The organism is Rhizobium sp. 1399, from assembly GCF_031455475.1.
Taxonomy (GTDB): domain Bacteria; phylum Pseudomonadota; class Alphaproteobacteria; order Rhizobiales; family Rhizobiaceae; genus Rhizobium.
In genome coordinates, this window is record NZ_JAVDSU010000002.1 from 614,685 (window position 1) to 626,546 (window position 11,862).

Genomic DNA, 11,862 nt, shown 5'->3' on the forward strand with positions numbered 1-11,862 from the left:
CAAGGTTTTAGCGAGCGGATCAGGCCGCCTTGGTCTTCTTGAAACGATCGAAACGGAATGGCGCGGGATCGACGCAGGGCCGCGCGCCGGTGACGATGTCGGCCATCAGCTTTCCGGCACCGGGACCGATGCCGAACCCATGTCCGGAGAAGCCGCTGGAAATGAAGAAGCCGGGAATGCCGCCGACCGGAGAGATGACCGGAACCGCATCCGGCGTTACGTCGATCAAGCCGGCCCAGCTCTGCGTGATCCGGCTCTCGGCAAAGGCCGGAAATGCCTTGACCAGATGTGCAAGGCCCTCCCGGTTGAAGCGCTCGAAAGGTACGGGATCGAGAATACGCACCTGTTCGAAAGGCGTGATCTCGTCTGGAGCCCAGTTGCTGGGTGTCCGCCACTCTTCGATGAACCGATTGCCCACCCGAAGTTTCAGCTCGCGCCAGCTCTTAATAAGCGTTGGCACGAAGTCGGCGAACAGGCGGAAGCTGTCGGGCACGATGGGCGCTATATTGGCGTTGCGCATGGCAATCGAAAAACTGCCGTCCAACCGTCGCCGGAAGGAGAAATTGTCCGCGCCGACCGGCAGCTCGGGCACGCCGTCGACCGAAGTGGCCCGTGCCACGGAACCGAGGATCTTCAACTGCGGAAAATCAATCCCCATATTCCCGCTGAAGAGCCGCGACCAGGCGCCGCCGGCCAGGACGACCGAGGAGCAGGCGATACGTCCGCGTTCGGTGATCACACCGCTGACAGCACCTGCCGAGCGCTCGATGGACCGGACCGCGCAGCCGGTGATCACGTGGGCGCCTGCGCGGATGGCACCACGGGCAATCGCCGGAGCCGCCTTGAACGGTTCGGCACGGCCGTCGGTGGAGGTATGCAGGGCGGCAGTGAACCCTCCGGTCATGCCGGGCAGGTGCTGGCCCAATTCCTCGCTTCTCAGCAGTCTGGAATCGAGGCCGAAATCGCGCGCATGCACCAGCCAGGCCTCGTATTCAGCCTCCTGGCGTGCGTTGCGGCAAAGATAGGCGATGCCGGTCTGCCGGAATCCGGTTTCCTCGCCGGTGCGCGCGTTCATACCCTTCCACAGAGAAAGACTTTCGATGGCGAGAGGCAGTTCGGAGGGTTCCCGCCCCATCTGCCGCACCCAGCCCCAGTTGCGACCCGACTGTTCGCCCGCGATAAGACCTTTTTCGCAAACCGCAACGGATACACCGCGTTCGGCCAGCTCCAGCGCCGTGGAGACGCCAACGATTCCGCCGCCGATGACGACGACATCCACCTTTGCCGGCAGGGCCTGAGCGGAGGGGACGGCGTCGGGAATAATACGTGACATAGTTCTATCTCGCGGGCATTGATCACAGCATGTCTTCGAGCCGGCAATTCACCAGCATCTCAGCCATTGCTGCATTGTTGGGAAGCTCGATCGCGGTGCGCACGAGCGAGGCCAGGGTTTCCGGCTGGATCATCTCATCGGGCGTGACCTTGTTCGTGTAGGCGCTCATTTCGGTGCGCACGAAGCTCGGGCAGATCGCCGTTGCCCGCACGCCCTTTTCCCAGGCGACATGGCGTGTCGTATGGGTCAGCCCCATCAGCGCGAACTTGGTCATGTTGTAGCCGACGAAGGCGTTTCTGACCCGCTTTCCGGACAGCGAAGCGACGTTGATGATACGTCCGGCGCCCGTCGCTTCGAGGTGGGGCATGCAAAGACGGGTGAGGCGCAGTGGCGCCTTTACATTGACGGCCCAGAGCCGGTCGAGCGCCTCGTCGTTATCGTCCATGAGCGACACGCGCTCACCGAGGCCGGCATTGTTGACGAGAGCGTCAATCCTTTGAAATTTCGCGGCAGCAGCAGCCACCCATTGCTCAGACGTTACCGGATCGTAGGCATCGAAATGTGCATAGTGCAGCCGATCATTTTCCGGGCCGAGCTGCGCCTCCAGCGCTTTGACGTCGCGGGCGCCGAGGCTGAGCCGATAACCATGTTCGACGAGTTCGCGGGCGATTGCGAGCCCAATGCCACGGCTCGCCCCTGAAATCAGCGCCACGCGTGAGTGATGTTCTGGTGTCATTGTCCATTCCCCCTGACGTGACTGCCCGGTCGCGCATTCGTTTGCATTGACGGTAAGCGGGCTTTTCATTTCTGACAAGCTGGAATTTGGTAGAAATCTCAAAAAAGCTTCAAAAACTCCCACCAAGGAAAAGTTTCTCCCAAAATACAAACGTATGCTTGACGGAGTTTGGCGCTTTGTGCCTTAATAATTCAAAATATGCGCATAAGCGCTCAAAAACTACGGGAACGGGCTCTCCGGCAATGGAGGGCAGAAATCGCAGATCGGATCGCGGTATGCCGGGTAGGGAAATTCTGAGAATCGACAATCTTTCCGTCGCCTTCAAGACGGGCGAGGGCCTGCGCGCCGCGGTCAACGGCGTGTCACTATCGCTGACATCCGGTGAAATTCTGGGCCTCGTCGGCGAAAGCGGCAGCGGGAAAACCATCCTGTCGCTGGCTGCGATGGGCCTGCTGCCGCGCAATGCGGTCGTGACGAGCGGACGTGTCGACTTCGCCGGCGCGAATTTGCTGACAGCCAGGCCCGACGTTCTGCGAAAGCTGCGCGGCAAGCGCATCTCGATGATCTTTCAGGATCCGATGGCGTCACTCGACCCGGTGTTTTCCTGTGGAAGCCAGATCATTGAGGCGATCCTGCTACATGAGCGCGTGAACCGCCGGCAGGCCGGGGAACGGGCCCGCGATCTGCTGGCCCGAGTGGGGATTTCTGATCCGGCGCGCTGCATGCGCTCCTATCCTCACGAACTCTCGGGCGGACAGTGCCAGCGTGTCATGATCGCCATGGCGGTCGCCTGCAAGCCGGATGTCATCATCGCCGATGAACCGACCACAGCCCTTGACGTTACCGTACAGAAGCAAGTGCTCGGTCTGCTGCGCAGCCTCAACCAGGAAATCGGCGCCGCCATTCTGCTCATCACGCATGATCTCGGGGTCATCTACGAGGTCGCTGACCGCGTTGCCGTCATCTACCGAGGTGATCTCATGGAGGAGGCCACCACAAGCGATCTCTTTGTGTCGCCGCGCAGCGCCTACACCAAGGCGCTGATCGCCTCGATGCCGTCTGTCTCCGCACCGAAGAGCCGTCTGCCCGTGATTGGCAGGGATGAGCGCGGTGCGATCTCAAGTATCGTCGAGGCCCGATCGGCGCTTAAGGCGCGACCTGCGTCGGAGCCGGAAGGCGCGACGCTACTCAACATCCAGAACCTGACAAAGACCTTCTGGACTCGTGAGAGCGCCCTTTCAGCGCCGCAGGCATTTAGAGCCGTCGACGACGTCAGTCTCGCAATCCCGGCCCGCTCGACGCTCGGTCTTGTCGGTGAATCGGGCTGCGGAAAATCGACCTTGTCTCGGCTCGTCATGCGTTTGATGGAACCGGACAGCGGCTCCATCGAATTTGAGGGTCGCGATCTCGTCTCGCTTGACCGCGATCGACTGCGTGCAGCGCGTCGCGATTTCGCCCTGGTGTTCCAGAACCCTTATGGCTCTCTCAATCCGCGACAGACGGTGACCGACCTTGTCGCCGCGCCGATCGACATCCACGAGAAAGGACGCGATCGTGAGGCAACGGTCGCGAAGCTTCTCGACGCCGTCGGTTTGCCCCGCAACGCCATGCGCCGCTATCCGCACGAGTTCTCGGGTGGCCAACGTCAGCGCATTGTCATCGCCCGCGCTCTTGCCCTCAACCCGAAGCTTTTGATTTGCGACGAGGCCGTCTCGGCGCTCGATGTGTCCGTTCAGGCGCAAGTCCTCAACCTGCTGCAGGATCTGCAGGACGAATTCGACCTGACTTACCTGTTCATCTCGCATGACATGTCGGTCGTGCGCCACGTCAGCGACACGATCGCAGTGATGCAGAAGGGTAAGATCGTCGAAACCGGCCCTGCCGCAGACGTCTTCGACAATCCCAAGGCTGAATACACCCGTACGCTTCTCAGCGCCGTGCCGAAGATCGGCACGGCGCAGCTAACCGCTCTGGAGGCGCGTTGATGGAGACCCTATCGACATTTGTCATCACGCTGGGATCAAGGCTCATTACGGCGCTCGTCCAGCTATGGGTCATCGCGACCCTCGTATTTTCCATCATGTACATCATGCCGGGCGATCCGGTGCTGTTGCTGCTGGGGCCGGAGAGCAATCCCTCTCCGGAAACAGTTGCCGCGATGCGTCAGCAGCTGGGTCTCGACCAGCCCGTCCTCTCCCAATATCTCAAATGGCTCGGCAATGCCGCGACCGGCGATCTCGGCAACTCTCTCGATGGCGTTCCCGTCGTCGAGTACGTAACCTCCAGCCTTCCCAAGACCATCGAGCTTGCCAGTGCTGCGATCGTCCTTGCCGCCATCATCGGTGTGCCGGTCGGCATTGCGGCCGCCCTGCGACGCGGACGTTTTCTCGACGGTCTTTTGACTTCGCTCTCGACACTCGGCATTTCAGTGCCTGTCTATATTCTCGGGTCGCTTCTTATTCTGCTGCTGAGCCTCCAGCTCGGATGGCTGCCTTCGAGCGGCTACACCGACATTTCCCGAAATGCGTTCCTGCATTTTCAGAAGCTGACCTTACCGGGAGTTACTCTCGGCCTCGGGCTCGCCGCTTCGATCGCCCGCATGACGCGCTCTTCGATGTTGGAGATCCTGGGTCGTGATTTTGTGCGGTCTCTGCGGGCGAGGGGAATGCGCGAACGCCGCGTGATCTGGCTTCACGTCCTTCGCAATGCAGCGATCCCGATCGTCACGATCATCGGTCTGCAACTTGGCAACCTGATGGGTGGCACAGTCCTGGTCGAGGCCCTCTTCAACTGGCCGGGATTGAGCACTCTTCTCGTCACGGCCGTTTCGAACCGCAACTATCCCCTGGTCCAAGGAAGCATCCTGACCATTGCGGCACTGTTCATCCTGATCAATCTGTGCGTCGACATCCTCTACAGCCTGCTCGATCCACGCATCCGCCGGAAACGCGCATGAAGACGACCTTTCTTTTTCGCCGACCGCTCGTTGCCTCCAGTCTGCTTGTCGTGACGGTGGTTCTCGCGATTGCACTGGCGGGGCCCATTCTCGCCCCGCACGATCCGCTCGCCATCAACCAGAACGCGGTCAACCAGGCGAGTTCGACGCAATACCTGCTCGGCACCGACGAGTTCGGCCGAGATATCCTATCGCGTCTCCTTGTCGGCATCCGTCCGACGATCCTGGTAGCGGTCATCTCCACCATCATCGCCGCCATAGGTGGCACGGCCTGTGGTATTGTCGGCGCCTACAGCCGGCCGGTGCTCGCCTTCTTCGTCATGCGTGGCGTCGATATCATGCTGAGTTTCCCGGCAATCCTGCTTGCCTTGCTCGCCGTCGGTTTCTGGCGCAGTGGTGTCGTCAGCCTCAGTGTGGTCATTGGCATCATCTTCATCCCGCAGTTCGCGCGCGTTGCGCAATCGGCGACCCTCCAGGTGATCAGGCAGGAATTCGTGGAAGCCGAGCACGCCATGGGCGCGCGCTACCTTCGCGTCGTCTTGCGAGCGATCTTGCCCAATATTCTGTCGCCACTGGTCGTTCAGGCAACATTGACGATCGCAGCGGCGATCCTGCTCGAATCCGGCCTGAGTTTTCTCGGTCTCGGCATCGTGCCGCCCGAACCATCATGGGGGCAGATGATCGGCACGGCGCGCGGCTATCTCAGCCAGAATCCGATGTATGTGGTCTGGCCCTCCGTGTGCCTCGCGCTCACCGTTCTCGCCATCAACGTCCTCGGCGATGCGCTTCGCGACCATCTCGATCCGAGACTTCGCGAAAACTGACAATCTTCAACAAAGAAAGGGAACATCATGAAGAGAATTCTCCAAATGGCTCTCGCTGCGAGCCTTCTGGGTCTGACCGCGACGAGTGCGCTCGCAGGCGGCACCCTTTACTTCGGCCTTTCGGGAGAGCCGTCGACCCTCGACACAGTCATCCAGCCCGGTACATCCGGCCGCACCGTCAAGCTGGCGATCCATCGCGGACTTGTAAATTATGGTGTCGACGGAAAGATCACACCGGAACTTGCCGAAAGCTACGATATCAGCCCCGACGCAAAGGAATTCACCTTCCATCTGCGAAAGGCCACCTTTCATGATGGTTCTCCCGTAACCGCTGCCGATGTGAAAGCCTCTCTGGAGAGAATTCTCGACCCTAAGGGAAAAGCCGCCTTCCGCAACGAGCTTTCGATCATTTCCAAGATCGAAACGCCGGACGAAAAGACCGTGAAGCTGACCCTTTCGAGCCCATCGGTTGCGCTCGTCGACTATCTTGCGCTGCCGGAATCCGTCATTGTGCCGGCGGCGTGGCTCGCAAAGAATGCCGATAATCCGACCGCCTCGCCGATCGGCGCCGGCCCCTTCAAATTCGCCGGCTGGACGCGCGGGCGAGAGATCGTCGTCAAAAAATATGACGGTTACTACAAGCCCGGCAAACCGGATTTGGACGAGGTCCACTACGTCTTCTACAGCGACGAGAATACGCGGGTGAACGCACTGAAATCGGGCGACGTCGATATCATCGACTATGTTCCGGCCAAGGACGCTGCCGATCTTGAAAAGGGACCCGATACCGAGCTCTTGCGGAACACCGGCCCGTTCATGGGACTGCAGTTCAATACAAAATTCGAGCCGTTTTCAAAGCCGGAAGTTCGCCAGGCAATCGCCTATGCGGTTGATCGCAGCGTGATCATCAATACCGCCTTCAATGGCCTGGGCAGCCCGATTTACGGCATCGCCATTCCGAAGGGCTATATGGGCTATTCCGAAGCCAAGGCGAACTATTTCTCGCATGACATTGAGAAGGCCAAGGCACTGCTTGCCAAGGCGGGATATCCGAACGGCTTTGAGGCGCGACTGCTCGCGTCATCGCAATATAGCTTCCATCAGAATACGGCGATCGCCATTCAGTCGGAGCTTGCAAAAATCGGCATCAAGGTGAAGCTCGACCTGCCGGACTGGGCAAGTCGCATGGCCAAGGCAACTGCTGCAGACTACGATTTTACCGTACTCGGCAGCCTCGGCGAGATTACCGACGCCGACTGGCTAAGCAATTACTACTACGGCGGCGACAAGCTCGTGCGAACCAACAATTCCCCCTACTTCAACGATCCGCAGATCAACGAGTTGCTCGACAAGGGCAGGGCAACCATCGACAAGGACGAGAGAGCGAAAGTCTATGACGCCTTCGTCGATAGAGCGCTCGAATTGTCGCCGCTCGTCTACTTCATGTGGCGCGAACAGAACTACGCCGTCAGGAAGGGTGTAACCGGTTTTACGAACATGCCCGGCTTCCTGACATTCCAGTCGGGTCTCAGCATCGAGAACACCAAAGCCGAATGAACACGAGGCTACCGGACGCAAAGGTGTCCGGTAGCCTCGTCTCCTCGCCGCGCATCGGATCCATCCCGACGTCGATCGCGTGCCGAAGCGCGCCTTGTTCTAACCCATCATATAAGCTCGCAACCTTCTGAGCATCTCCGGGCCGGCGCGTTCGACGAGGTTTTGCCTGCACCGTCATCGTCTCCCTTGCCTTCGATCAGCGATCTGTTGTGGGCCATCAGGATACGGCCGCTCGCGATCGCATGCGCGGGTGCCGCAACGACGGGAGAAGGTCTCGCGCCACACCGAGCATGAGCAGAACAGCTTCATCGGCGACACCGAGTGCCCACCGAAACGCATGTTGAGGAGGAGATCTCCTCGTCCGATTTATACCCTGCGAGCTGTAATGATCCACGCGCGCGACTCAAAGAGTACGCCCTCCTTGGTCATATATGCCTCCAGCAGATCACGCAGCCGCTGCAGCGCCTTGTCGTGTGCTTCACCGGTTTGCGACAGCGCGTCCTTCACAAGATAGAGCTCGACGAGCGCGTCAAAGGCCGTATCGACGTCCGGTCCGTAGAAAACTGGTTCTCGCACGTCGATAAAATCGATCGAAACAAAGCCGGCCGTCTTGAGAAGTTCTGCAGCGATGGTGGGATCGCCAAGCGAAAACGGCGTGGAAGCCTGTGCGGAAATCGCAATTCCCGGAGCCAAGGCTTGCCTGATGGCACCAGACCAACCGTTGCGCTCCTGGCTCTGCCACACCATCCATACAAGGCGCGCGCCCGGACGCATCGCGCGGGCTACATTGGCAAACGCTGCCGCCGGATCGGCAAAGAACATGACGCCAAACCGGCTGATGCAGAGGTCGAAGCCCGCAGCCAGAAATGCGTGGTGCTGGGCGTCACCCTGCTCAAAGGCAATGTTTCGCAATCCCGCTTCGTTGGAACGGCGGCGCGCAACCTCAAGCATCTCTGTGGAAGTATCCACGCCGATCGCCTCGCCTTCCACCGCGACACGGGCGGCCTCACGCGTCGTTTGTCCTGCCCCGCAACCGATATCGAGCACACGGTCACGTATTCCAACGGAGGCGGCGGCACGCAAATGCCCATTGTGCCGCTTTAATTCTGCATCATAGAAGTCAGCACGATCCAACATGTCCATCCTCACGTGGTTTTGCCTCGGTCACTTGACGAGAGTTCGTCATGTTCGTCGATAGCAGAAATGATCGTTTCCCAATCCTCGGAATGAATTTCATGGCCGTCGCCTTCGATCTTCACGAACTTCGCGTCCGCCACAGCTCGCGCGAGTGCCTTGCCGTGCGCGACGGGGAAAACTGGATCGTTGCCGTGAACGACGGGAGGCGGCACTTTGATCTCGTTCAGCCGGCTATGCCATGTCTGGTCCCGGAGGTGCCGTCAACAGTCCTCAGCGATCGAGAGGCTGGCATATCAAAGACCCCAAACGACCGCCTCTTCGTGGCGTTTGATGAGGTGGCGCAAGTTTTCGAAACCAGAGCGGACAAATGTGGCAAACTGGTCGACGGCGGGAGAGCGCGGCGCATCAACACGGCTGAGGATCGCCAATGCCCGTTCGGGATGCGGAATGGTGATTGGCAAAGCCGTGATCGATTTGTCCTTGCGTTGCGCAAAGACGACACTATGGGGCATGATTGTCAGTGCATCGGCGGTCTTCAGATAGTTGATCACCGCCATCAGCGAACCGCCCGAATAGCGGATCTTGAGCTCGGTTGCGCCGAATGAAAGAAGCAGCGCGCGCAAATCCGCAAGCAAGGGACTACCCGGTGGCGGTGCGACCCAGGGATATTCGAGAAGATGGCTCGGCTGCGGCCGCCGCTTCAAGAGCAGGGGGTGCGTGACCCGGCAGGCGACAACGTTGCGGCCGGGAAGAATCTGTTGAAACTCAAGCCCCGAGCCTTCATCGAGAATATCGATCGGGCAGATAGCGAGATCGATCTGGTCGGCTTTCAGCGCTGCCCTGAGATCCGGGAAGTAGCCGTAGCTCTGGTCGATGCGCACATCGGGATGGCTCGACTGAAACTCCGCACAGATTCCGGCAATCAGCCCATCCATGAAAAAAGGCGTGCCGCCGACGCGCACGACGCCACTCTTGCCGACCCTGAAACTCTCGACGAGATCGGAGGCCTTGCGGGAGGCCGCCAGCATGACGAAACCATGCTCGGCGAGCGCCAGGCCAAAGGCTGTCGGCTGCAGGGGCCGACGGCCCCTGACGAAAAGCGGCTCGCCCAGGCGCTTTTCCAACATGGACAAGGTGCGCGAGACGGCAGGTTGTGCAAGTCCCAGCAAAGCCGCGCCTTCGGTAACGCCGCCGGTCTTGACGACGGCGGCGAGCTGGATCAGGTGACGCTCATCGATCTTCATAACGATCCGTTATATTATCTCTCAACAAAATCATCAATCGATGTGGCTCTGCCTGCTATTCTCCCCACACGTCGCAGAGCAAGTCGGGGAGGATTGGCATGGCGGGGCGCTCTCAACCGCTCACATTCAGCGAGGCGACATCGTCTGAAGCCTTCGCTGAGCGTTTTTCTGCCGACAGGGACGCCAGGCTAGTCGAGTTGCTCGCAGCTGCCGTGACCCATGCGCACGACCTCATCAAGCAATTTCGGCCGACCCAGGACGAGTGGCGAAGGTTCATCGCTTTCCTGACGGAGGTCGGTCACGCTTCGGACGAGCGCCGGCAGGAATGGGTCCTTCTGTCCGACCTGATCGGCGCTTCGGCACTTATCGAAGACATCAATTCGCGCCGGCCGAAGGGGGCAACCCCCAATACCATCCGCGGCCCCTTCTTCCGCGCCGATGCGCCTGCACGTGCCTCGGCGTCGTCGATCTCGCTCGACGGTATCGGCGAACCGCTTATGGTGTCGGTTCGCGTCCAGGATCTCGACGGCCTGCCCGTCGCAGGCGCTGAAGTCGTGACCTGGCAGGCCAATGCAGAGGGCTTCTACGAGAACCAGCAACCGGATCTCCAGCCCGAACATAATCTGCGGGGCCTGTTCAGAACCGATGTAGAGGGGTGCTTTTCCTATCGCTCTATTGTTCCGTCCGGCTACGGCGTGCCGGCCGACGGTCCAGTCGGTCGGCTGCTGTCTGCGGCCGGTTATCCCTTGCGCCGGCCGGCGCATCTGCATTTCGTCGTGCGTGCAAAGGGCTTCGAGACGATTACGACGCACGTTTATGACGCAAGCGACCCGCACCTGCACGAAGACGCGCTGTTTGGCGTGCGGCCCGAACTCATCACCTCTTTCGATCCCGTCGAGGTCGACGGACGGACTGCAAAGGCGGTGGAGCTTATCTTCGTCATGGTCCGGGCAAAACCGGGGAGGGCGGCATGATCGGCGCGTTTTCCTTTGCCGGCAGTCCGGCCCGGATTGTCTTCGGCGACGGCAGCAGGAGCAAGGTCGCCGAATGGATTGTGACGACGGGCTGCAAGCGGGCGCTCGTCCTTGCAACGCCCCATCAAAGGGCGGATGCGGAGGCGCTGGCAACCGAAATTGGCTCCCTTGCCTGCGGTGTTTTTGCCGGCGCTACCATGCACACGCCGGTCGACGTGACCGAGACCGCGATGAAGATGGTGGCCGAAACCGAGGCGGATTGCGTGGTCTCGCTCGGTGGAGGATCGACGACCGGCCTCGGCAAGGCGATTGCCTATCGCACCGACCTTCTGCAGATCGTCGTGCCGACCACCTATGCCGGTTCCGAGGTCACGCCCATTCTTGGCCAGACGGAAGGCGGTCGGAAAACGACCGTGCGCGATGCACGGATCCTGCCGGAAATCGTCATCTACGACCCGGCCTTGACCCTGGGGCTACCGGTTTCGATGAGTGTGACGAGCGGCCTCAATGCCATGGCGCATGCCGTCGAAGGCCTTTATGCACGTGATCGTAATCCTATTTCGACCCTGATGGCGCTCGAGGGGCTGCGCGCTTTTTCCAGAAGCCTGCCAAAAATCGTAACAGCACCTGACGATGCCGATGCCCGAAATGAAGCGCTCTATGGCGCCTGGCTCTGCGGCACGGTGCTTGGCACGGTCGGCATGGCGCTGCATCACAAGATCTGCCACACGCTCGGCGGCTCCTTCGACACCCCGCATGCCGAAACCCATGCGGTGATGCTGCCGCATACGGCTGCATTCAACGCGAGGGCGGCAGCGGCAGAACTTGCCCCAGCTGCCAATCTCTTCGCAGGCTCGATCGGTGGCGGCCTGTGGGATTTTGCCAAGTCGATTGGCGCGCCGTTGACGCTCAAGGAATTCGGGCTGACCGAGGCCGATCTCGACGGTGCGGCGTCGATTGCCGTTGAAAATCCCTACTGGAACCCGCGCCCGATCGACCGGGATTCGATCAGGGCGCTTTTGCAGGAGGCCTGGGATGGTCGCCGACCGGCAGATTGATCGTCTGCCTGACTACGCACTCTTTGGGAGGAGAGGACAATGG

The 11,862-nt window shown here is 60.3% G+C and carries 11 protein-coding genes; 6 read left to right on the forward strand and 5 right to left on the reverse strand.

The window, feature by feature from the left end; all coding sequences use genetic code 11:
- Positions 1 to 19: 19 nt before the first annotated feature.
- Both J2X71_RS08960 and J2X71_RS08965 read right to left on the reverse strand, forming a co-directional pair.
- Positions 20 to 1,333 (reverse strand): FAD-binding oxidoreductase, encoded by a 1,314-nt coding sequence (locus J2X71_RS08960; RefSeq protein ID WP_310381401.1) that lies wholly within the window; start codon positions 1,331 to 1,333, stop codon positions 20 to 22.
- A 22-nt stretch (positions 1,334 to 1,355) separates the two neighbouring features.
- Complete coding sequence (locus J2X71_RS08965; RefSeq protein ID WP_310381404.1) at positions 1,356 to 2,069, reverse strand: SDR family NAD(P)-dependent oxidoreductase; 714 nt, start codon at positions 2,067 to 2,069, stop codon at positions 1,356 to 1,358.
- 275 nt (positions 2,070 to 2,344) lie between these two features.
- Between J2X71_RS08965 and J2X71_RS08970 the strand changes: the two genes are divergently transcribed.
- From J2X71_RS08970 to J2X71_RS08985, 4 genes are read left to right on the forward strand one after another with little or no spacing between them, the layout of a single operon-like run.
- Entirely contained in the window at positions 2,345 to 4,054 is a 1,710-nt protein-coding gene (locus J2X71_RS08970; RefSeq protein WP_310381406.1) for an ABC transporter ATP-binding protein, read from the forward strand.
- Positions 4,054 to 5,025 carry an ABC transporter permease gene (locus tag J2X71_RS08975; protein WP_310381408.1) on the forward strand — a complete coding sequence of 324 codons (972 nt, stop codon included), beginning with the start codon at positions 4,054 to 4,056 and terminating at the stop codon, positions 5,023 to 5,025. Before J2X71_RS08970 ends, J2X71_RS08975 begins: the two co-directional genes overlap by 1 nt.
- On the forward strand, positions 5,022 to 5,849 hold the full coding sequence (locus J2X71_RS08980; protein ID WP_310381410.1) for an ABC transporter permease: 828 nt from the start codon (positions 5,022 to 5,024) through the stop codon (positions 5,847 to 5,849). Before J2X71_RS08975 ends, J2X71_RS08980 begins: the two co-directional genes overlap by 4 nt.
- A 27-nt stretch (positions 5,850 to 5,876) precedes the next feature.
- Positions 5,877 to 7,406 (forward strand): ABC transporter substrate-binding protein, encoded by a 1,530-nt coding sequence (locus J2X71_RS08985; protein ID WP_310381412.1) that lies wholly within the window; start codon positions 5,877 to 5,879, stop codon positions 7,404 to 7,406.
- Between the two features lie 366 nt (positions 7,407 to 7,772).
- On the opposite strand, the gene J2X71_RS08990 is transcribed toward J2X71_RS08985, so the two are convergent.
- From J2X71_RS08990 to J2X71_RS09000, 3 genes are all read right to left on the reverse strand, one after another.
- Positions 7,773 to 8,543: a methyltransferase domain-containing protein gene (locus J2X71_RS08990; protein ID WP_310381414.1), complete on the reverse strand. Its 771-nt coding sequence runs from the start codon at positions 8,541 to 8,543 to the stop codon at positions 7,773 to 7,775.
- Between the two features lie 8 nt (positions 8,544 to 8,551).
- On the reverse strand, positions 8,552 to 8,755 hold the full coding sequence (locus J2X71_RS08995; RefSeq protein ID WP_310381416.1) for a hypothetical protein: 204 nt from the start codon (positions 8,753 to 8,755) through the stop codon (positions 8,552 to 8,554).
- Between the two features lie 81 nt (positions 8,756 to 8,836).
- Positions 8,837 to 9,787 (reverse strand): LysR family transcriptional regulator, encoded by a 951-nt coding sequence (locus J2X71_RS09000; protein WP_310381419.1) that lies wholly within the window; start codon positions 9,785 to 9,787, stop codon positions 8,837 to 8,839.
- Between the two features lie 98 nt (positions 9,788 to 9,885).
- Between J2X71_RS09000 and J2X71_RS09005 the strand changes: the two genes are divergently transcribed.
- Positions 9,886 to 10,761, forward strand: a complete 876-nt coding sequence (locus tag J2X71_RS09005; protein ID WP_310381422.1) for a dioxygenase — start codon at positions 9,886 to 9,888, stop codon at positions 10,759 to 10,761.
- Positions 10,758 to 11,819, forward strand: a complete 1,062-nt coding sequence (locus J2X71_RS09010; RefSeq protein WP_310381423.1) for a maleylacetate reductase — start codon at positions 10,758 to 10,760, stop codon at positions 11,817 to 11,819. Before J2X71_RS09005 ends, J2X71_RS09010 begins: the two co-directional genes overlap by 4 nt.
- Positions 11,820 to 11,862: the final 43 nt, after the last annotated feature.

Bases quoted from the DNA above. Each gene is read 5' to 3' on its own strand.
- J2X71_RS08960 (WP_310381401.1), bottom strand. From the start codon at position 1,333: ATGTCACGTATTATTCCCGACGCCGTCCCCTCCGCTCAGGCCCTGCCG.
- J2X71_RS08965 (WP_310381404.1), bottom strand. From the start codon at position 2,069: ATGACACCAGAACATCACTCACGCGTGGCGCTGATTTCAGGGGCGAGC.
- J2X71_RS08970 (WP_310381406.1), top strand. From the start codon at position 2,345: ATGCCGGGTAGGGAAATTCTGAGAATCGACAATCTTTCCGTCGCCTTC.
- J2X71_RS08975 (WP_310381408.1), top strand. From the start codon at position 4,054: ATGGAGACCCTATCGACATTTGTCATCACGCTGGGATCAAGGCTCATT.
- J2X71_RS08980 (WP_310381410.1), top strand. From the start codon at position 5,022: ATGAAGACGACCTTTCTTTTTCGCCGACCGCTCGTTGCCTCCAGTCTG.
- J2X71_RS08985 (WP_310381412.1), top strand. From the start codon at position 5,877: ATGAAGAGAATTCTCCAAATGGCTCTCGCTGCGAGCCTTCTGGGTCTG.
- J2X71_RS08990 (WP_310381414.1), bottom strand. From the start codon at position 8,543: ATGTTGGATCGTGCTGACTTCTATGATGCAGAATTAAAGCGGCACAAT.
- J2X71_RS09000 (WP_310381419.1), bottom strand. From the start codon at position 9,787: ATGAAGATCGATGAGCGTCACCTGATCCAGCTCGCCGCCGTCGTCAAG.
- J2X71_RS09005 (WP_310381422.1), top strand. From the start codon at position 9,886: ATGGCGGGGCGCTCTCAACCGCTCACATTCAGCGAGGCGACATCGTCT.
- J2X71_RS09010 (WP_310381423.1), top strand. From the start codon at position 10,758: ATGATCGGCGCGTTTTCCTTTGCCGGCAGTCCGGCCCGGATTGTCTTC.